The 20,003-nt window shown below is 44.0% G+C and carries 22 protein-coding genes and 1 tRNA gene; 11 read left to right on the top strand and 12 right to left on the bottom strand.

The features are described from left to right. Positions 1-4 precede the first annotated feature (4 nt). Positions 5-856, bottom strand: coding sequence for a GNAT family N-acetyltransferase (locus DOE51_RS01855; protein WP_142694904.1), 852 nt, complete (start codon positions 854-856; stop codon positions 5-7). A 107-nt stretch (positions 857-963) separates the two neighbouring features. On the opposite strand from DOE51_RS01855, the gene DOE51_RS01850 reads away from it, so the two are divergent. Beyond that, a complete protein-coding gene (locus tag DOE51_RS01850) occupies positions 964-1,713 on the top strand; it encodes a coenzyme F420-0:L-glutamate ligase (RefSeq protein ID WP_142694903.1) in 750 nt (249 codons plus the stop codon). Here DOE51_RS01850 and DOE51_RS01845 read toward each other — a convergent pair. The 7 genes from DOE51_RS01845 to DOE51_RS01815 form a co-directional block, all read right to left on the bottom strand. Then, positions 1,703-2,719 carry an L-threonylcarbamoyladenylate synthase gene (locus tag DOE51_RS01845; RefSeq protein WP_142694902.1) on the bottom strand — a complete coding sequence of 339 codons (1,017 nt, stop codon included), beginning with the start codon at positions 2,717-2,719 and terminating at the stop codon, positions 1,703-1,705. The genes DOE51_RS01850 and DOE51_RS01845 overlap by 11 nt on opposite strands. A 108-nt stretch (positions 2,720-2,827) precedes the next feature. Next, the gene (locus DOE51_RS01840) at positions 2,828-5,374 is read right to left on the bottom strand and encodes an ABC transporter permease (protein WP_246845250.1); all 2,547 of its coding nucleotides are present in this window, start codon (positions 5,372-5,374) and stop codon (positions 2,828-2,830) included. After that, positions 5,371-6,036, bottom strand: a complete 666-nt coding sequence (locus DOE51_RS01835; protein WP_142694901.1) for an ABC transporter ATP-binding protein — start codon at positions 6,034-6,036, stop codon at positions 5,371-5,373. The genes DOE51_RS01840 and DOE51_RS01835 overlap by 4 nt, the downstream gene beginning before the upstream one ends. Then, positions 6,033-6,635 (bottom strand): arylesterase, encoded by a 603-nt coding sequence (locus DOE51_RS01830; RefSeq protein WP_142694900.1) that lies wholly within the window; start codon positions 6,633-6,635, stop codon positions 6,033-6,035. Before DOE51_RS01830 ends, DOE51_RS01835 begins: the two co-directional genes overlap by 4 nt. 102 nt (positions 6,636-6,737) lie before the next feature. Further along, positions 6,738-7,094 carry an RNA-binding protein gene (locus DOE51_RS01825; RefSeq protein WP_142694899.1) on the bottom strand — a complete coding sequence of 119 codons (357 nt, stop codon included), beginning with the start codon at positions 7,092-7,094 and terminating at the stop codon, positions 6,738-6,740. 129 nt (positions 7,095-7,223) lie between these two features. Continuing rightward, the gene (locus DOE51_RS01820; protein WP_142694898.1) at positions 7,224-7,715 is read right to left on the bottom strand and encodes a YajQ family cyclic di-GMP-binding protein; all 492 of its coding nucleotides are present in this window, start codon (positions 7,713-7,715) and stop codon (positions 7,224-7,226) included. Between the two features lie 84 nt (positions 7,716-7,799). Next, entirely contained in the window at positions 7,800-8,279 is a 480-nt protein-coding gene (locus DOE51_RS01815; RefSeq protein ID WP_142694897.1) for a peptidylprolyl isomerase, read from the bottom strand. Between the two features lie 371 nt (positions 8,280-8,650). Between DOE51_RS01815 and DOE51_RS19105 the strand changes: the two genes are divergently transcribed. From DOE51_RS19105 to DOE51_RS01770, 9 genes are all read left to right on the top strand, one after another. Beyond that, positions 8,651-8,968 carry an HNH endonuclease gene (locus DOE51_RS19105; RefSeq protein WP_168196368.1) on the top strand — a complete coding sequence of 106 codons (318 nt, stop codon included), beginning with the start codon at positions 8,651-8,653 and terminating at the stop codon, positions 8,966-8,968. Continuing rightward, on the top strand, positions 8,965-9,420 hold the full coding sequence (locus DOE51_RS01805; RefSeq protein WP_142694895.1) for a GNAT family N-acetyltransferase: 456 nt from the start codon (positions 8,965-8,967) through the stop codon (positions 9,418-9,420). The genes DOE51_RS19105 and DOE51_RS01805 overlap by 4 nt, the downstream gene beginning before the upstream one ends. A 20-nt stretch (positions 9,421-9,440) precedes the next feature. Then, positions 9,441-11,081, top strand: a complete 1,641-nt coding sequence (locus DOE51_RS01800) for a hypothetical protein (RefSeq protein WP_142694894.1) — start codon at positions 9,441-9,443, stop codon at positions 11,079-11,081. After that, entirely contained in the window at positions 11,081-12,337 is a 1,257-nt protein-coding gene (locus DOE51_RS01795) for an AmpG family muropeptide MFS transporter (protein ID WP_142694893.1), read from the top strand. The genes DOE51_RS01800 and DOE51_RS01795 overlap by 1 nt, the downstream gene beginning before the upstream one ends. A gap of 52 nt (positions 12,338-12,389) precedes the next feature. Continuing rightward, entirely contained in the window at positions 12,390-13,499 is a 1,110-nt protein-coding gene (locus tag DOE51_RS01790) for a 3-oxoacyl-[acyl-carrier-protein] synthase III C-terminal domain-containing protein (protein ID WP_142694892.1), read from the top strand. Between the two features lies 1 nt (position 13,500). Continuing rightward, positions 13,501-14,001 carry a hypothetical protein gene (locus DOE51_RS01785; RefSeq protein ID WP_142694891.1) on the top strand — a complete coding sequence of 167 codons (501 nt, stop codon included), beginning with the start codon at positions 13,501-13,503 and terminating at the stop codon, positions 13,999-14,001. 66 nt (positions 14,002-14,067) lie between these two features. Beyond that, positions 14,068-14,158: transfer RNA gene (locus DOE51_RS01780), tRNA-Ser, on the top strand. Between the two features lie 174 nt (positions 14,159-14,332). Beyond that, positions 14,333-14,689, top strand: a complete 357-nt coding sequence (locus DOE51_RS19420; RefSeq protein ID WP_142694890.1) for a helix-turn-helix transcriptional regulator — start codon at positions 14,333-14,335, stop codon at positions 14,687-14,689. Further along, the gene (locus DOE51_RS01770) at positions 14,679-14,924 is read left to right on the top strand and encodes a hypothetical protein (protein WP_142694889.1); all 246 of its coding nucleotides are present in this window, start codon (positions 14,679-14,681) and stop codon (positions 14,922-14,924) included. The genes DOE51_RS19420 and DOE51_RS01770 overlap by 11 nt, the downstream gene beginning before the upstream one ends. 54 nt (positions 14,925-14,978) lie before the next feature. Here the strand turns inward: DOE51_RS01770 and DOE51_RS19415 are convergent, their stop codons facing one another. The 4 genes from DOE51_RS19415 to DOE51_RS01750 are packed head-to-tail and all read right to left on the bottom strand — an operon-like array spanning position 14,979 to position 18,844. Then, the gene (locus DOE51_RS19415; protein ID WP_142694888.1) at positions 14,979-15,260 is read right to left on the bottom strand and encodes a DUF4236 domain-containing protein; all 282 of its coding nucleotides are present in this window, start codon (positions 15,258-15,260) and stop codon (positions 14,979-14,981) included. 17 nt (positions 15,261-15,277) lie between these two features. Beyond that, entirely contained in the window at positions 15,278-17,416 is a 2,139-nt protein-coding gene (locus DOE51_RS19230; protein ID WP_142694887.1) for a topoisomerase DNA-binding C4 zinc finger domain-containing protein, read from the bottom strand. Next, a complete protein-coding gene (locus DOE51_RS01755; protein ID WP_168196366.1) occupies positions 17,413-18,177 on the bottom strand; it encodes a PP2C family serine/threonine-protein phosphatase in 765 nt (254 codons plus the stop codon). The genes DOE51_RS19230 and DOE51_RS01755 overlap by 4 nt, the downstream gene beginning before the upstream one ends. Beyond that, a complete protein-coding gene (locus DOE51_RS01750) occupies positions 18,170-18,844 on the bottom strand; it encodes a VWA domain-containing protein (RefSeq protein WP_142694885.1) in 675 nt (224 codons plus the stop codon). Before DOE51_RS01750 ends, DOE51_RS01755 begins: the two co-directional genes overlap by 8 nt. A 385-nt stretch (positions 18,845-19,229) precedes the next feature. On the opposite strand from DOE51_RS01750, the gene DOE51_RS01745 reads away from it, so the two are divergent. Continuing rightward, positions 19,230-20,003: a hypothetical protein gene (locus tag DOE51_RS01745; RefSeq protein WP_142694884.1), complete on the top strand. Its 774-nt coding sequence runs from the start codon at positions 19,230-19,232 to the stop codon at positions 20,001-20,003.

The following is a 20,003-nucleotide window of genomic DNA, read 5'->3' as shown; positions in this document are numbered from 1 at the left end:
AGTCTTAGGACTCCACGGAGTCCAGCTTGAATCTCTTCCACAGAGTTCTATTTAAGTCTTCTCTATGCAGAATCGTCAAGAAATCAATGCATTGGAACTCCTTGTCCCATGCTGGTTCCCCACCTATGTAAGAGCCAATTTTGAGATAAGCTCGACATAACGGCGGTAACAGTGCCTCCGCTTCCGCTCTCTGAGTCTCCGTGAGAGGGTTGCGAAGTTCATCTTTGAACAAACTAAACAGTGGCATTGTATATGCCAAGGTCGGGCGTGCTCTGAAGCCGGGATTGATTCGTCCCTCTTCTTCAAAGTACTGCGTTAAGAGCGCAGCCTCGCGGGGATCGTCGGTTTTCACTGTCGCACAACCAAACAAAAATTTCGAATCAGTCGCAACCATATAGTCTGCGATACCTCTCCATAAAAGCGAGATCACGATGCCGCGGCGATAGTCTTTATGAATACAAGCGCGTCCGAGTTCAAGCTTCACTCCAGGTTGTTGAAGGATGGAGTTCATCATGAACTCGTTCGCAGAATAAAATTTATTTGTGAATTCAGAACAGCGCACTCGGTAAGTACCGACGATTTTGCCCGAGCGTTTTTCTTTGATAATCAAGTGGTCGCAGTCGAAATCAAATTCATCGACATCAAGACCCCAGACATTTTTTTTGCCGATCATTTCTTTGTGAAAAACTTCGAAGCGCAAAGCAAAGGCTTCTTTCAACTCTTCAAGACTGGTCGCCGTTTTTAGTGTGAAAGGACCCACGTCGGATTCGATTTCGATCTTCGGTCTGAACTTATGGATGTTATTCGAACGCAACTGATAGAACGATTGAATATTCTGAGTCAGTCTTTGCACCATTTGCCCTCCGTGGTTAATTGAAGGTTAACAAAGTCGCGCAAGAAAGATTGTTAGGACTGAGTGAGGATATTGTTGGCAACTTGTTGATGCGCGAGCAACAATGTTCCATGAGCAAGCAACAGCAACACCGCACGATCTCGGCGACACCTATTAAAACTTCTATCTTTCACTCTGGTGAAAGCCTTTTAGACTTCTTGGTCCAGTCTCTTCATGGCGTTGATCTTGAAGGCCAGGTCCTTGCGATCACTTCGAAGATAGTTTCGCTTGCAGAAAACAGAACGGTCGCGAAATGTACGATCAGCAAAAAAGATCTTATTAAAAAAGAAGCGGATATTTATCTGACCCCTGGACAGTACGATATTGAACTGACGATCACGAAAGGTTTGTTGATTCCGTCGGCCGGGATTGATGAATCGAACTCGGCCAATCAGTGTTATATTTTGTATCCAGAAGATCCGTTCGCTAGTGCGCATTTGATATGGCAAGGTTTGCGTCGCGCGTTTGGTTTGAAAAACTTCGGCGTGATTCTAACGGATTCGCACTCGATGCCTTTGCGTCGTGGAGTTACCGGAATTGCTTTAGCTTATTGGGGTTTCAACGGTGTTGAATCGTTAGTGGATACGCCTGATCTTTTCGGAACGAAGTTAAAGTTCACTCACCTTGATGTCGTGGATTCTTTGGCGGCCATGGCAGTTCTGGTGATGGGTGAAGCCAACGAATCTTGCCCGCTTGCTGTTGTTCAAGGTGCGAAGGTTACATTTAGTGAAGTGACTGATGCGAATGAATTGATTTTGTCGCCGCAGAAGGATCTGTATTATCCTTTGCTGCAAAAATTTATCGAGCCGACTAAAGAATAAGACTTGCCGCTTTATTCAAGCGATCAAATAAAGATTCCCAGCGCTCCCCGACTTGGTGGGGCTCGCGGTAAAAGATGATACTGTCTTTACCCTTGGCAGCCACGTCACGCAATTTGCCATAAAACTGGCGAGTCGCCAGAACGGGATCTTTAGAAAGCTTCAAAACTTCTGCCGAATGAATACCTTGTTCAGGCTTGATGATCTTGATGCTTTCAATTTCATCGGGAAGCTGTGTGATCTTTTCGTTCACTTCTTGCAGAATGCTTTCAACCGAACGATTTGGATCTGTCACAACAAAAAACGGGACCGGCGGCATGTAGTGATGTTTCATGTGGCCTGGTGATTCACGCTTATCAACTTGTTCGATGAATTCGAAAGTAAAACCTTTTTCTTCAAGAATGTGCGCGATATCGGATTTTAAAACGTGACCGCGACGAAGAATGGAAAGTTCAACTTTTCCTGGACGATGACGAATCAACAAAACTGTCGATTCAATCCCGATTGGACATTCACCACCGTCTAAGACAAAAACATTTTCGTTTTTAAACTCAACCCGCACGTGCGTTGCCGAAGTTGGCGAAGTTCTGCCAAATTTATTCGCGCTGGGTGCTGCTAAAGGTACGCCCACATCTTGAATCAACTCTAAAGCGATAGGATGATTAGGCATGCGGATGCCCACGGATTCCAAACCCGAAGTGATCATGCCGTTAATAGAAGGATCTTTTGGCAGAATCATCGTCAGTGGTCCTGGCCAGAATGCTTCCCCCAATGCCTGGGATGCAGGCCCCCAATAGGCTGTTACTTTTTTTGCCATTTCAATCGATGAAACATGCACGATCAGTGGATCAAAGAACGGGCGTTCTTTCGTCGTGAAGATCTTTTCAATCGCGCCCGGAATATCGATGCGCGCTGCTAGGCCATAAACGGTTTCCGTCGGTAAACCGATGACTCCGCCCTCTTCTAGGATTTTTTTGGCTTTCGCAAGACTTTCATTCACTGACTTCATGGGGACAACTTACCCTAAGTTTGTGCAGAATTCTAGTTCTACCAATACAACTGCACATTTCTATGGGTCTTAAATAAAAAAGGCCCGCTAATGCGAGCCTTTGAGTCTTTATGATTCGCGCAGAATACTCAGCGCGCTTTCTTTGACGATATCGAGACTTGCTAAGTACGAGACGATCAAACTTAACACCGTGATGATCACAACCGAGATCATTGGCTGCATCAGTGAAAACTCGAAGGATCCTTCGAATAAGAAGCGATTCAGGGCGAAACTTACGCCAATACTTAAGAACGCTCCAAAGAATGAACTGATAAAAGCCAGGAAGGCGAATTCAGTCAGAATAAATCCTGAAACTTCGCGGAAGCCTGCGCCTAAGATTTTAAGCATGTTCAACTCCCAACGACGCAGCTTGATCTGGCTGCGCACGATTGAAAACAGAACGATGTATCCCGTTAATAACGCAAGATATGCCATCAACTCTAACGACCAGCTCATCTTTTCTGCGGTCTTAAGAATTTCATCAACCAGGCGTACAACATCGATGATCGAGACGTTAGAAAACTTCGTCGCAATCTCGGTCTGCAATTGGTTACGCGTTTCTGGTGGAAGCGACGGGACTGCTGTGATGAATGTCTTTGGTGCTTCATTTAAAACGCCGTTTTGTACCAAGATAAAGAAATTCGGCTGGAAGCTTGTCCATTTCACTTTACGGAAGTTGACGATTTGTCCTTCAACTTCAACACCCTGAACGTCAAAGATCACAAGATCGTTAAGTTTAAAGCCCATGCGTTCCGCAAATTTTTGCTCGACTGACAATTCCGCATATTTTTGTTTCGTCGAATCAAAATCCCCGCTGATAGGACGACCCTCTGTGATTTCTTCGGAATCAGACAGATGTTCACGGTAAGAAAGATTCACGCCACGATTTCTGAATCGAGCATCGCGTTCTTCTTCGCGAGTTTTAAATCCGCCAGCCTCAATCATGCGTTCGTAGTTTTGCCCGTTCACTTTAATGATACGTGCGCGCACCATCGGTGAATCCATGATTGTTTTAATTTTCTTTTCAGCGAGTAACGACTTCACACCACCGATTTGGTCGTCTTGAATGTCGAACATGAATAACGACGGCAGCTTACTTGTCGCATCGACTTTAAAATCAGCCTGCAAGGAATTCTTTAATTGCGGCAGGATATTAATCAACAAGGCACCCATCCCCAAGGCCACGAACACCGCAAGGCTTGCACCGGATCTGCGTGCGACACTTAAGAAACTAAAACGAACGAACCACAGGCGGAAATTTTTAAGCAGGCCCGCTGCTTTCACGGTCAGGTATCCCAAAGCAACCAGCAATAGAACGACAACTAATAAGGTCGCAACAAAGATCGAACCAATCTTCCACGAGTGCGCTTGATAGACTGAAAGACCATAAAACAAAACCAACGTCGGCAAAAACGGCCACAAACGACGTTTGCCTTCGCCAGCCGAAAACTTTTCTTCGCTAAACAGTTTTGCGGCTTTCAGATCGAAGATTTTGACCAGGAATGGAAGGCTGACGACGAAGCTACCAACCACGGCCATCAACAAACATAAAGCCCACGCTTCCATCGTTACTCGTGGAGTTAACGAAAACGGCGTAAAACTGCCTAACAGCTTCGTCAACAACGGCAAAAGGATTTCGCTGAAGATCGCAGTTGGAATTGTCGCAAGCAAACCAAGAAGCGACGCTTGAATCACGTACACGCCAACAGCTTGTTCACTCTGTAAGCCCAACGTACGCAAGATCGCGACTTCTTTCATACGACTGGACAGAAATAATCTGTAAATGTAGGCCGCACCCAAGGCTGACATAAAAAGTGCTACCAAGGCGACAAGCCCCAGATAATCAGATAGGTAACCAAGCTGACGACCCGAATCTTCCCCGGCAGTCCCCGGAGTATCGACGGAAACTTGTGGGTCCGTTAATTTCGCATAAAGATCGTTTTTTAAAACATCTTCTTTGGCTGTCGGTGGAAGTTTAAATAAATACGCGATCGAGTACGTACTGCCAAATTGGATCAGACCTGATTCAGGAAGATACGCACGATTGATGAATACTCTGGGCGCCATGCTGGCCGCTCGAAATGTTTGAGTTTCATCCTTATCAACGATGTCAGAGATCTCTAACTGCAATTGCCCCAGCTTGATCTTATCGCCCATCTGCAAGCCCATTTGCGATTGCAGCTCTGGATAGATCCACGCTTTCTTTTCCTGAATGATATCCTTGGCAGCACCACTTTCGATGTGCTTGCCCGAATGAAGCTGTAAATCTCCATAAAATGGATAAGCATCATCAACGGCCTTCACCAAAACTAAGCGCGAACCCTTATCTGAATTCAACATTGCAAAGAATTCGTAGTTTTTACCTTCTTGCGTTCCCGCGGGTAAAACACTGCGCATGTCATTCATCTCGGTCTCTGTTAATTCACGACGAGACGAAACCGCGATGTCAGCCGATAAAATATTTTTCGCGTTATTTTTGATCTGATTTTCTAAAGAGCTATTAAACGCCTTTAAAGAAACAAAGCCCGTTAAGCCCAGACTTAAATTAAATATAAAGAACAAACCAAAGCGCCACGAGCGTTTCAGCTCACGCCAAGCCAGTCGAAATAAAATCATCTTTCCACCAACTGACCTTCTTCAAGACGCAAAGTACGTTCGCACTTTTTCGCTAAAGATTCACTGTGGGTCACTAAGATCGTTGTGATCTTATGCTTGCGCACAACTTCAAAAAAGACGTCCATCACTTTATCGCCCGTATGCGTATCCAAGTTTCCACTTGGTTCATCGGCCAATAAAATTTTCGGCTGCACAACCAACGCTCGCGCAATGGCGACACGCTGACTTTCACCACCACTCAACTGACTTGGGAAATGATTCAAACGATGCCCAAGACCCAGCTCTTTCAAAGCCGCTTCAGCGCGTTCACGGACGTTTTCCATTTTTAAAATTTCCAACGCCAACATCACGTTTTCTAAAGCCGTTAAATGTGCGATCAAATGATATTGTTGAAACACGATAGAAATATTTTGCGCTCGGAAAGACGTTAAATCGTGTTCCGTCATAGGAACCAGATTGGCGTTATCCACCATGATTTCCCCACTGTCAGCGCGTTCCAGGCCCGCTAAGATCGACAACATTGTCGACTTACCACTGCCTGACTGACCCACGATGGAAACCACTTGGCCGGGTTCAATTTTCGCGTTCAAACCTTTAAGAACTTGAATTTCGGTTTCGCCTTGATGAAAACTTTTACGAACGTTGTTTAAAACCAAACTCATAGCTCACCCTTCAGAACTGCAAAAATATTCTCTGCCACGATTTTATGACCTTCTTCATTCGGATGAATGCCGTCGGCTAAATTATATTTAGGATTGCCTGCGACTTTATCCAAGATGAATGGAATGAAAGTGACTTTGTACTTCTTCGCAAGTGACTCGTACATTTTTTTGAATTTGTCAGAATAGTCTTTGCCATAATTGGGCGGCATGTACAGACCACCTAAGATCACGCGCACTTTTTGTGATTGCGCGTATTCGATAGCTTCCCCTAAATGCTTTTCACTTTCTTCTACTTTCAAACCGCGCAAGCCGTCGTTTGCTCCAAGAGCTAACAACACCACATCAGGTTTTGATTTGAAGATCCACTTCATGCGGCTGATGGCAGAAGCCGTCGTAGAACCGCTGACGCCAGCATTGATGACAGTCCATTCCTTCTTACCTGCTTCGTGCAATTTCTTTTCAAGCACGGCGGGATAAGCGGCTTCCTTCGCGACGCCATAGCCTTCCGACAACGAGTCACCAAGGACGACTAATTTTTTAGGGTTTGCAAAAGACAGAGAGGAAATAAATAGAAGAGCGAAAAATAAAAAAGGTCTCATAGATGTCTATGAGACCTTCTTCGAATTTTTAATTCAAGGCTTGATTCGTCATTCGAAAATTTGCACTCCGAACAACTAACAACAGTGAACTAGTAAGTTCGATTAGCGACGACCGCCACCACCGAAACCACCACGTCCGCCACCGTCACGGCCACCGCCGCCACGACCGCCACCGAAACCACCACGACGTGGGCCACCGCCCTCGCGAGGAGCTTGAGGACGAGCTTCAGAAACGTTGATCGCGCGACCATTCATTTCTGCGCCGTTTGCTTTTTCGATTGCTGCATCAGCTGCTGAGTCATCAGACATTTCAACGAAGCCGAAACCTTTTGAACGGCCGCTTTCTCTGTCCATGATAACTTTTGCTGAATCAACTGCACCGTATTGTGCGAAATGAGAGTGTAGAGTCTCATCGTCAACTGAATAAGGCAAATTGCCTACGTATAACTTCTTAGCCACAAAGACCTCCTGTGGTCATTATAAAAACCCGAGGAAGCCTTCGAACAACTTGAAATCGAGTCACTCACACGGGGAACTTAAATACCTGCTTCAAGGCTAGCATAGCCTATTTAGCGTGCAAGAGCATTTTTACGATCTCATATTATTAAATTGTAAGGGAACGGCGAAGCTACCCGAACGTATTGTTTGGATACAGGCCTGAAGTTCGTCGATACTTTTTGACGTCACTTTGATTTTATCGTCAGCGATTTGCGGCTGAACTTTTAATTTCGAGTCTTTGATAGCTTGAATAATTTCCTTCGCAGCATCGCGGTCAATCCCTTGCTGCAAAGTGACCTTCTGGCGGAGCATTTTGCCACCAGCTGGTAAAATCTTATCGAATTTCACGGCTTTAATATCGATACCGCGACGGTGGAGCTTGGTTTGCAAGATGCTCCCCATTTGCTCAACCTTGTATTCATCTTCCGCTGAAAGAGTGATTTCTTTTTTATCTTTGTCCCATTCAATTTCACAGTTGCTACCCTTGAAATCATAACGGCCATCAACCTCTTTACGAGCTTGGTTTACAGCGTTATCAACTTCCTGAATATCAAGTTCTGAAACAATATCAAATGAAGGCATGGGCAAATTCTCCGAAAAAAAATCTTCAACAAAGTTTCCACAAATGAGAGCGACCTTTTAACAAAGATCGCTCTTCACAAGTTTTTAATGGTGGTGACCGGCGTCGCCGTGAAGGCCGTGCGGGTGACCGTGCTGAAGTTCTTCTTCAGTTGCTGGTCTTACCAAAACCATTTCGATGTCGAATTCTAGAGGTTGACCTGCCAACGGGTGGTTGCCATCCAAAGTAACTTGGTCGTCAGTGATTTTGCTAACACGAACGATGTGTGCACCACCGCTCAACTCAAGGCGAAGGTGTGCGCCGATTTCAAGTTGTGGCAAGTGTGCAAGTTCTGCTTTTGGAACTTCCATGAACATGTTGTCGCGAACTTCGCCGTAAGCATCTGCTGCAGAAAGCTTAACGATTTTTTTGTCGCCTTCTTTAAGGTCTTTAATTTCTTCTTCCAATTTAGGAATAATTTGACCAGCGCCTTCAAGGAATGGAAGCGGTTGATTTTTCTCAGATGCATCCAGGATTTGACCATCTGCTCCCTTTAAAACGTAATTAAATGCCAATACTCTTCTCATTTTGAGGCTCCTTTTTTAATAGCAGACGTATCCCATTGAACTAGACCTTTGGCAATGGGAATGCCCTGCATTTCCCAATAATTATGTACAGGGGCTTGTATTAGACTCCTCAACTTAGATATAATTAGTATAGGAACGCACCAGAAGGGGGATTCATGCAGCACATGGCCTCAGCAAGGTCCTTGTTGCTCAACGCAAGTTACGAACCCATGCGGATTGTAACATGGCAAAAGGCTCTAGTTTTGTGGTTTCAGGATAAGGTTGAGATTCTCGAATATCATTCAGCCTTCGCTCGCTCAGTCAGTCTCAGGTTTAAATTGCCGAGTGTACTCCGGTTGAAGTCCTACGTCAGGCCCCGGGCAAATCACGCCGTGCGGTTCTGCCGAGAAAACGTTTATATCCGCGATAATTACACCTGCCAATATTGTGGAGAAAAATTCTCCGCGAAGCAGCTCACTCTCGATCACGTCGTCCCCGCTTCTCAGAATGGTCCTAAAAACTGGACAAATGTCGTTTCCGCTTGTCGCGACTGCAATCAACGCAAAGCAAATCGTACTCCACGCACCGCAAATATGCCTTTACTGACCGAGCCGCATACGCCATCGTGGTTGCCAACGCTGCAATTAGAAATCAGCGAAGACCACGTTCCGCCAGATTGGGCGCCATATTTACGACTGAAAACAGGATGACGAATCTTTACGAAATTAAATTAGTAACAACACGCGAAACTCTTCCTCTGCGCAAAAAAGTATTGAAACCTTTTTTATCAGAGGAAGAATGCGTAAACCCCGGCGACGATCTTCCCACGACATATCACTTAGGCCTTTTTTCTAACGGCGAACTTGTTTCCATTTCAACTTTTATTCAAGAGGCACATCCCGATTTCCCTGCGCAATTTCCGTATCGCTTGCGTGGCATGGCCACTGACGAGACTTTCCGCGGGAAAGGCGTCGGTTCTATTTTGTTAAAACATGGCGAGGATTTTTTACGAGGAAAAGGTTGTGATTTTTTGTGGTTCAACGCGCGCATCAAAGCATTTTCCTTCTACGAAAAATTAGGCTTTTCATACTATGGTCCACTCTTCGAGATGAAGAACATCGGCCCACATAAAGTCATGTACAAGGTCCTTGATCACAAGTAACCTCTTCAGAGGAGGAACTGGTGAATAAGGACACTCATAATCAGCTTGTTTCAGCACTCACAACAATCATCAGCGAAACCAATGGGCTTTCACTTTCTGACACGATTGATCTTTTGGTCTCGTCAGGTTTGGAAGTCACTTCTCCAGAAACTTACGCGGTCGTTTACGATTTCCGCGAATTGCTCAATCGCTTTCAAGTCAATCAAGTTACAATCCAAGCGTTGTTGAAACATCCTGTTTCTGCCGCGTTGTTTGAATTCTTTAAAAACTTTCCTTTGAAATATCGCGAAGAGCACATTCATTTAACGGGCGCTATTTCGGCTGAATTCATTTATCCGCGCTTGATGAAACTTTTAGAAGGCCCTGATAAAAAAATCTACGAACAAAAAATCACAGAAGTTTATGGCGCTGACGCTTTACCGATTCGCACCGTCGCTGATGTTGATAAATTGATTCGTCTGCAAGAAAACGAAGGCTTTTCGCGCTATTTAAAAATCTTGTATCTTCCAAAATTGATCTTCATCAATCGCGAAGTGCATGCCGAAGCCGCTTACCACATGGCTAAAGAGTTGAATGATAAATTCAACGTTGGCGCCATTCGTTTGAAATTTTCTTTATCGCGCGCATCCTCTAGCTCATCTGAACAAATCCCCGGCATTGACGATGTCACTCCTGAAGATGTGGTGCTGGGTTTATATGACGGCTTTAAAAAGTTCGAATCAGAACATCCCGGCTTTCACTTCATCTTGTCACCGTCATTCAGAAAAGAAGCGACTCAATTCGACGCCGAAAACTATGCAAGCCGCAAAGATCACTTCATGGCGCAAATCGATGAACTTGTGAAGATGCTTGATAAGTATCCGTTCCTTGTGCCGCACATGACAGATGTCGACACTGTCGGTGACGAACGCGAACTTTATCGCAAAGAGCACTTCAACGAAATGCAGGCCGGTTTCAGAAAATTGCAATATCGTGGATTTAAAATCCGTTCGCATCACGGGGAAACTTGGCACACTTTGAAAAAAGGCATTCAAGCGGTCGATAACGCCATGAACATCTGGCACATCGACACACTTGAGCACGGAATTAGTTTGGGTATTAATCCCAACAAATATTTCCATCGCCTGTATCAAGACGTTTTGAAAAAGAATAAAGCAGGACAACCGATCACACCGAAAGATTCACTGTATCGTGAATTGACGGAGCTTGATTGGGGTTCACACCGCAATGTTTTGGAAAAGCTTTACAAAGGTGAAGCGCTGAATGAAGAAGAAGATATCTTGTTCGTAAAAGCAAAGTTCCATACGGCGCGCGAAGTGGAACACTATCAGCATGACGTTTTAAATCGTATGATTCAAAAAGGTGTGACACTGGTGTCCCTGCCTTCTTCGAATAATAAACTCACAGGAAAATTTGAAGACTATAAAGATCATCCGTTTTCTTGGTGGGAGAAAAAAGGCGTGCAACTTGGAGTGGGAACTGACAACCACATCACGTTGAATACAAACTTTATTTACGAGATGTTGATTTTACTTTACACCGACGCCGTTAACCTTAAAATCACCAAGCTCTTGATGGTGACGACGGGTGAAACTCGCAGACCATTTATCAGTCATCTTTTGTGGACAATGAGAAAGCAACTTAGAAAGAACAACAAGTAATGAGCGAAAAGAAAAATATCCTGAAAGAACTGCTTAGCAAGAACATGCTTGTGATTTTCTTGCTTGGTTTTTCAAGCGGTCTTCCCCTAGCACTGACAGGTGGCACTTTAAAAACTTGGTTGTCACGTGAACACGTTGACATCAGCACGATCGGTTATTTTAGCTGGGTTGGTATCGCTTACTCTTTGAAGTTCTTGTGGTCTCCCCTTTTAGATCGTTTCACGTTGTTTAAAGCAGGTCGCAGAAGATCGTGGATGATCACAATGCAAATCGCATTGATTGGCGCCCTTGCTTACATGGGGACGCTGGAGCCGACATTGAATTTGTCATTGATGGCGATCATGGCCGTGTTGATTGCGTTTTTCAGTGCGACTCAAGATATTGCGATCGATGCTTATCGCCGCGAACTTTTGTCGAATGAAGAGTTAGGTCTTGGTTCCTCTTTAAATATTTACGGTTACCGTATCGCGATGCTGATCGCGGGTGGTGCCGGTATCGGTTTGGTGGGTTCAAGCTTCTGGCCGATTTCTTGGGGTCAGCTTTATTATTTAATGGCTGGTTGTATGCTGGTTGGTTTGATCACGACTTTACTTGCTCCCGAACCGAAGTTGGATTCACCTCCGCCAAAAACTTTGTTGCAAGCGATCGTGGAACCGTTTGCAGAATTTTTGAAACGTCCCGGTGCTTGGTACATCCTGGCTTTCGTGTTGTTATTCAAATTAGGTGATGCACTTGCGATTTCTTTGTTAAATCCGTTTTATGTTGAAACCGGATTCAGCAATGCTGACATCGGATTGATTGCAAAAACATTCGGTTTGATTTCATCACTCGTCGGTTTCTTCTTAGGTGGCGTTGTCATTTACTACTTGGGAATTTATCGCTCCCTTTGGACATTCGGTATTCTACAAGCTATTTCGACAGCTTCTTTTGCTGTGCTAACATACACCGGCGCCAAACTTGTGCCATTTGCACTAGTCGTGGTCTTCGAAGATGTCAGTACTGGCATGGCGACATCAGCGTTTGTGGCGTTCATGGCCGCTTTGAGCAATAAAAAATATACGGCGACTCAGTATGCGATTCTTTCTAGTATTGCCACTCTGGGAAGAACGTTTTTCTCGGGCTTTACTGGGGATATGGTGAAGCATCTAGGATGGGCGAACTTCTTTTATGTTTGTGCCTTAGTCGCAATTCCAGGATTACTCATGTTAGTTGGAATGCGCAAATATCACACTGATGACATGTTGAAATCGTCTTAGTGTTTTAACACTGGATCTTCTTACGCCATACATGCCCTCTTAACATGAGGGTATGTACTTACAAAACTTTCTCTCTATTCAGCCGCCCTACTCAAGTACTCAGGAACAGTGCTTTCGTTGGCTGTCAGAAGCCCACGAGATTGCACAACAGGGAAGAAACAATACTCAAGAAGAGTATCTTAAATTGTTTCACCGTGTTGGTTGCAGCGAACAACAAATAAACCAGCGTTTTTTCTTTACACCGGATTTGAAAGAAGGCGACTGGGAACATAAAGCCATTTATCCAGTCCGTATTTCCGCTCGTGGTGTTAGCATGCAAGAACGTCACGAGTTCTATCACAAAACTGTGCGCAAACTTTTTGAACAAATATATAGTGAGCGAAAATTTCCTGACGACATTATTCATGTCAGTTGTACGGGATATATTTCTCCAAGTGCCGCGCAGATGGAAGCATTGAAAGCTCCACAGAACGTTACGGTCACACATTCTTATCACATGGGTTGTTATGGCGCCTTTCCGGCTTTGCGTATGGCCTCGGGCTTTTTAGCGAATAAAGAGGTCCTAGGTAATAAAAAGGCTGTCGACTTAGTTCACACCGAACTTTGCAGTTTGCATTTGAATCCACAAGATCCAAGCCTTGAACAACTTGTGATTCAAAGTCTGTTCGCCGATGGCTGCATCGCTTATTCGATGAGTGAAGATCAGCCCACTCAAGGTTTTAAGCTACATTCTTTGTATGAAGAACTTATTCCCGGAACTTCAGATGCGATGGAGTGGATGGTTTCTGACTGGGGCATGAAGATGACTTTATCTAAGGACGTGCCCAACATGGTTGGCAATAAAGTCGTCGATTTCACTTTGCGCTGGTTGCACAAACGTGGCTTTGATATACGCGCCATTCGCGACAAAGCTTTATTCGCAGTCCACCCTGGCGGTCCAAAAATCATCGATCAAGTGAAAGAAAAAATGGAATTGCGCGAAGATCAAGTATCCGCATCGCGAGAGTTATTACGCGAACGCGGCAACATGTCTTCGGCGACTCTTCCACATCTATGGCAAAAGATTTTGAATGACGACAAAATTCCTTCTGGTACACCGATCATCAGTTACGCCTTCGGCCCTGGTTTAACTATTTGTGCAAGCTATATGGAGAAAATCTAAAATGAGCGCATTCGTGATCGTTTCCGTGTTGCAGGGATTTTTCATTTTAGTCGACGAATTCTTCTTTCACATGCGCCGGGGTTTGCCTCGCTGGGAACGCATTGGACATCCGGTGGATACTGCGACAGTGATCGCGTGTTTATTATTTTTGTATTTCACTGAACCAACACCACTGAACACTGGAATCTATTACGCGATGGCGATTGCTTCATGTCTTTGTGTGACCAAAGACGAATGGGTGCATATCAAAGTGTGCACGGCGGCTGAGATGTGGTTGCATGCAGTGTTGTTTATGCTCCACCCCTTCGTTCTATTTACGGCAATGAACGAATGGCAAACTTCAAAGCCGATGTTTTTGGTGGTGGCTTCAGGCGTGGGTGTTTTCTTTGTCTATCAAGTGATCTATTGGAATTTTATCGAAGCAAAACTTCGCCATCACGTTCAAGAATCCCGTCATCGCCATTTTACCAAAGAAGAACTCTACGAATATTTCGGCGAGTAGCCCGCGAAGACTTGCATTGCCGCCTGGCGCAATGTTATCTTGGCTCTCCAATACAGTTCCAGTTGCGGACAGATGGCCGAGTGGTTGAAGGCGCTCGCCTGGAACGCGAGTATACGCCAAAAGCGTATCAAGAGTTCGAATCTCTTTCTGTCCGCCAATTTCATTTCTAACTGACACCGCAAGTTCCCCTGAAAAATTAAATAGTTAATAAAAACGGCGAAACCACAGTTGCCGTTATTTTTACCCTATTCGTCCTGATTTCCGCAACTTTTGGCATGAGATTTTCAATACAACGTTTTTCGAAAGCTAAAACGAAAGGCGGAAATTCATTATGCCGAGACAGAAAAGAAGCTCACACAAAACACCACTCGCGACTTTCTTGCAGAGGATTTTGCAAGAACAGAATATCTCAATGCTTGAGGCCGCGAGAATCGCGGGATGCGCCCCCTCTGTTCTTCATGGTTGGATACAAGGCTCATATCCTTCCGAGACGATCGATAAGCTTAAAAAGCTTTGCAATCACTTCGGATACTCTCTTGCCGTCGCATTGAGTGGAGAGCCCGATAAAATCGCAAATAACTTTAATCTCAATGAATACTATACACAGACCACGGTCTTTGAAGGTCTCGCACAAATTCAAATTAAAAAACTCGAACCTCTGAGAAGAGGAGGCTCCGATGAAAGATAAAATCTATGAATGCGAAGTGAAGCGCCAATATCTGATCGATGGGCAAAGAGTTTGGAGATGGAAGAAAAGCCCAGTGTCGGAAGTAAGCGACGGAGAGGAGATCCGATGTTATCAATGCCAAGGCAAAGTTCGACGCCACAAGCAAAGAGTCGTCCACGGTCCTAAAGATCATGTGGAACATATTTCTCGAGAGGACTCGGAGAAGTGTCCTCTTGGTCATTATTTCGAAAAGTAATTGTGAGAGGTTGGCGATGGCATCACACTCTCCCATACCTCGCTGACCAAAATTCTATTTCATGGAAAATCTCATTAGTGAAAGTACTATCAGAATAATAACTATTATCGGCCAACCGATTTCCTTCCTGTTATTCACGTTCTGATTTGGATTCTTTTGTTCATAAGTGCGCTTGGAAATACCTGTGCCCGGAATGGAGGTATGAGAGTATTTCCTTCCTTTGGAATCTACACCAGTTCTAAAGCCTCTAGCACCAACGCTCCATCCAACACCGGATCTAGAAAATGTAATCCGCAAAGGACCGAAATTGATGCTTTTTGTGACTCTCCAACCCATAGGATACCTCTTATCTTCTAAATATTTCTTGTGCCTTTACATCTCGGATAGCGTGAACACCCCCAAAAAGCACCACGCCTTCCAGAGCGACGAACCATTTGACTACTGCACTGTGGGCAAATTGGTGCAGTTACACTTGGGCTCTGCGAGGTTTGTGAAACAGATGCGCCACTATACGATTGAGGTCTCTGCGCAAAAAGAGGCTTTTTAATAGGCGCAACTGGGGTTGGCGCAGGAATCGGCAATTTTAAAAATTTTAAATCAACTTTCAACTGTTCTAGGACTAAATGCTGTTCGCTCAGATTCGCATCTTCGAATTGAGAAATTTTACTAATTGATGCTCGAGCCTGATCAAATATTCTCTTTTGTTGTTCTATGTAGTTCTTTTTGTCCCGCATTTTTAACTCAAACTCATTGGCTATCTGATTCTGTGCAGATATATCACGAGACTGAGTTGAGGGATTATACTGAAAAGACTGCTCGATCCCTCTTCGCCAAGCCACGAGATTTCCAGTACGAACATCCCCGAACTGAGGGAGATTCCTAATTCTATTATAGTCGATATCTGCTGCAGACTCGATACCATACGAAGCCAACGAAGTTACTAGGGAAGGTGAGATACTTTTGATCTTAACATTCTTGATCAAATGCCTATCTAAAAATTCTTGCAGTTGTCTTTCTCGATGCCCTTCTTTCAATTTCTTTAATCGATAATCTTTCTCTTTATCTAATTCCTTCAATTCAAAAATGGCTTTTTCCAAATTGTACTTCGTTTGAAAAATTCCTAATGCAACTTTCTCTCTCCACGAGATGAGAGATTCATTCCATTTATTTTCGAGATCACGGTACTTCGTAACCCAGTGCTTACTTTCATTGTTTCCTAACTGATATGCCAACCATCCAAAAAATCCGGCGCAAATTAACATAGCAATTCCCTGGTTCGCAAAAAGAGCTAACAGAGACAATAACGAAACACACCAGAGGAAAATCGAAATACATTTCTTTACAAATCGCTTGGTTTTTGCAGACTTTGCAAGCCATGTCGCCGAGGGATCTAAAAGATCAGGAAGTTTCGGAAAAAGTCGTTCGTCGTCAATTTTGAAGCTTAAAATTTCAGACAAAACTTTTTCTATATCTCCTATTGTAAAAGACGAAGAAAGAACGGAGACACCGCTATTGAATAGTATTGCTCCGGTAGCATTTTCCATCTTACACCAAGGACATCCATTTTTTTGACCTACGTAGTAATGCTTAGTATTTACGGAGCATTTTACCAGTGAATTTTCCATCTCCTGTAAAAGTGAAACCCACTGATTAGCTGTTGTTCTTCCATTGATTCCTGAGCTTGCAAAGGAATATTCAAACGCATTTGAAATAGCCTCCGGAAAACAATCCAGTGTCGGCACACCCGGAGGGGGCGTAATACCATGTGAGCTTATCTTGGTGTAGGCAAACAGGTTTTGCGCAATACACTCCTCTAAGCTTAAGTCACGACCTTTACCAAAGAACGGATGGCGGCCCATCATAAGAACTTGAAATATCAGTACGGCTAAACCGAACTGATCATGAATTTGTGTTCTCTCGACACTTCTTAAAGACTTACCTTGTAGTTCGGGAGGAGTAAAATCTGGAACTCCTACTACGCATGGATAAGTAAGCCCACCTTCCTTCAACTGAAAGCTGTCGGCATCAATTAGGGCCACTGTAGCATTTTTTGATATTAATACGCCCGAATGATTAACATCTCCTATTACGCAAGGAGATGCATGAACTTGGGCCATCGCTCTCGCGATGTTTGTAGCGACCCGAACGAGAAATCGATAATCAACGTCAGGAAAAAGATGCTTTCTAGATTTGACGCCATACAAATTATGTACTGGTTGGTGATCACGCACAAAGTTCATCGAAAAACCAATTATCTTACCTGAATCAGACGTAACTATCTCATCCGGAAATGAAATCAATTCCGTCTTCTTTGATAGGCCCAAAGAGACCATTTTTTGGATTTTTTCAGATCTAGTTGAGTTACCAGAATCACCATATATTTTTATCGCCTTGGATGGTGCCTCAGCAGAAAGATAAACCTTTCCCTCGCCACCCGAGCCGATGAGCTTGCCAAGTTGGATTTGCCGTCCTGAGATATAATAACGACTCATTTTGAAGAAATAATTATTAGGCTTTTGTCGTCATCGGTGCGCTCGTTGACTTTTTCGCTGCCTAGAAAGTTGGTAAGTTCTTTGGATAGACCTTCAATCTTTCCACTTTTTGCCATTCCATCCACAGCTCTTAAAAGACCATTGAAAAAGGGCGGGTGTGGAGTTTGATTTTTAAAATCAAGTGCAAGATTTTCTATTCCATCACTAAATAAGGCATACCCATCATATTCATTTGTAAAACGTGATATTTTCAATTTTGGTGACGGATCATCTATTAGAAAGTATGTTGTAGACGCATACTCACCAGTTTCTGGCCATGAAAGTGCCGTCCATTGTTGATCTGTCTTTCTAGCAACAACACTTCCATCTCCGATATGAAGAACAATGAGGTCTTTAGGAGTAATTATAAGAGCGACCAGAGTCGCGGAAAAATCCCGCCGAGCAGCTTTTCTTTTTATCGCGCAAGCACTAATGAGTTCTCGGGCACTATCAACCCAAGACCATAATTCTTCATCACTAGGATTTGCCGAATTAGATCTATAGTACTCTCGAAATCTCTGAATAATGCTATAACAAACGATTGCTGCCCCTTGCTTACCCATTGAGGCACTTCCAGCGCCATCTGAAATAATCGAAAGAGTAACCTTACCAATTTGGGTTTCCAATTGGACACACCTTGCCCAATCTTGCTTCTCAGTTCCCAATTTAATATGAGAAGTTCCTATTTTTGAGGCAAGAGCCCAGCGCAAAACTTTAGTCAATCGCACTCCATCCATTAGGAGGAAGTACCACTACATCGCCCGGCTTTGACTGTGAAACGGCTTTTAAAGAGCTTGAAAGCCATTGGAATAGCTCTCTAAACGCCAGACCTCTAAGCTTAACTGGTGGTCTATTAGGAGAAGTGATTTGTGATAAAGTGCCAAGGTTCGCTCCTTCGACGCCAACCGCAAAAAATGAAAACTCTTTGCGATCTTCGCCAGAACGAACTCTGCTTGCAGCTTCGTGATAAGCATCCGTCGGTTCACCATCCGTAATCAAAAAAATCCACGGACGATAATACTTAACTCCCGCGTTTTTATATTTATCTTTTCGCTCTTGCAAAAGATTAATTCCGCGAACTATGGCTTCTCCCATGGGGGTATTGCCCTGGGGTGAAAGATGCTCAGGGTAAAATTGATCTACAGTAACAAACTCTTGTTTCACTTCAACAGGTCCAAAGGTCACAACTCCAATTTCGACCCGCTTAGACGCCAGAGAGTCCGCTAGCAGTTCATTTTTAAATGCAATAAGTCCGTCATTTAGCTCATTTATTTTACTTCCAGACATTGAAGCAGAAACATCCAGTAAAAGCAGACATGGACAACGTTGTTCTGAGTTTTCTGCAAACTCAACTAGTTCAAATGGCCTCTGAGAAAAATCGTCATTCATATAAACTCCCTTATTCGAAAGGATCACATCCAACTCACGCGTCTAATCCTACGGATTTGATTTCGGCGTAATACGGATATAACTAAACTATTTTGTGATTGCAGAAAAATATTTGCATTCTTTTTGGACACAAGACGATTGTCCGATAGCTTCCAGACGAATTCAGAATATTATAAGCAAGATCTGCACGACTCGGAACGCGGATTTTCTGGCCGTATTGTAGCAAAGTGAGACCTCGGAAATCCTCGAAGGATATCCCCTGTCTTGGTCGTTTAAACAATACTTTTACGTTTAAATGATTCGTGCGTTGAGAACAGAGTGCCAAGCGTTGCCAAGAGATGCCCCTGCAAAGATCATTTATCTTTTCTGATCGGCAGGAGACGTTGTGATCAAAGACGAACACACTTCAAAAATTGATATGGCAAAGATTTATGGCATAGACTTGAGTGGCTATAGATCAAAAAGAACAGCCGTAGTTCGACTTGAAAGAAATGAGCCTTCTGCAATTACTATTACCATCTTAGATGATCATCCATTCAATAAATTCTCCGATAACGAGATAATTGGCTCTCAGATAAGTCGGGAAATCGAGTATCTGAATAAAATTAGCTCCATGAATCAAAGCACGGTTGTTATCGATGCTCCTCTTGATCTCTCGCAGCTATATATGAAGGAGGAGCAAGCCACCGAACTGAAGAATCTCTGGGAGCTACAGATGCGTCCTATCGATCATGTCTTCAAGGCACTGAGACCGACGACTTCCTTTTTAGGGGCTGTTTCGCAAAGAGCTCAGATAGCCACTGCCAAGATTTTTGCGACCGAAACATATCCAAAGGGAAGCCGTACGCTACTTGGATGCTTTGATCATCGGCCCACAAATCCGCTGGCAGCGCTATCAACGTTCTTCAATGAGCGTGGCGTCTCAATCTGTTCTAACGTAAAAGATTTAACCATCGACGAATATGATGCCATTTGGTGCGCATTTGCAGGACTACATATAGAAAAATGCGTTTCCACGAATCACGAATCCGCGTTGATGAACGAATGCTACCGAGAACTGACAGCAGATAAAGGTTACATCGAATGGCCGAAGGGATATTCCCTAATAACAGAATGGCCCGATGCAATTTCAAAAATTGAAGTTCAAAGGGCCTCTTAG

It is taken from the genome of Bdellovibrio sp. NC01, from assembly GCF_006874625.1.
GTDB lineage: Bacteria > Bdellovibrionota > Bdellovibrionia > Bdellovibrionales > Bdellovibrionaceae > Bdellovibrio.
Note: the sequence above shows the minus strand (reverse complement) of the source record. Positions and strands in the feature narration are given on the sequence as shown.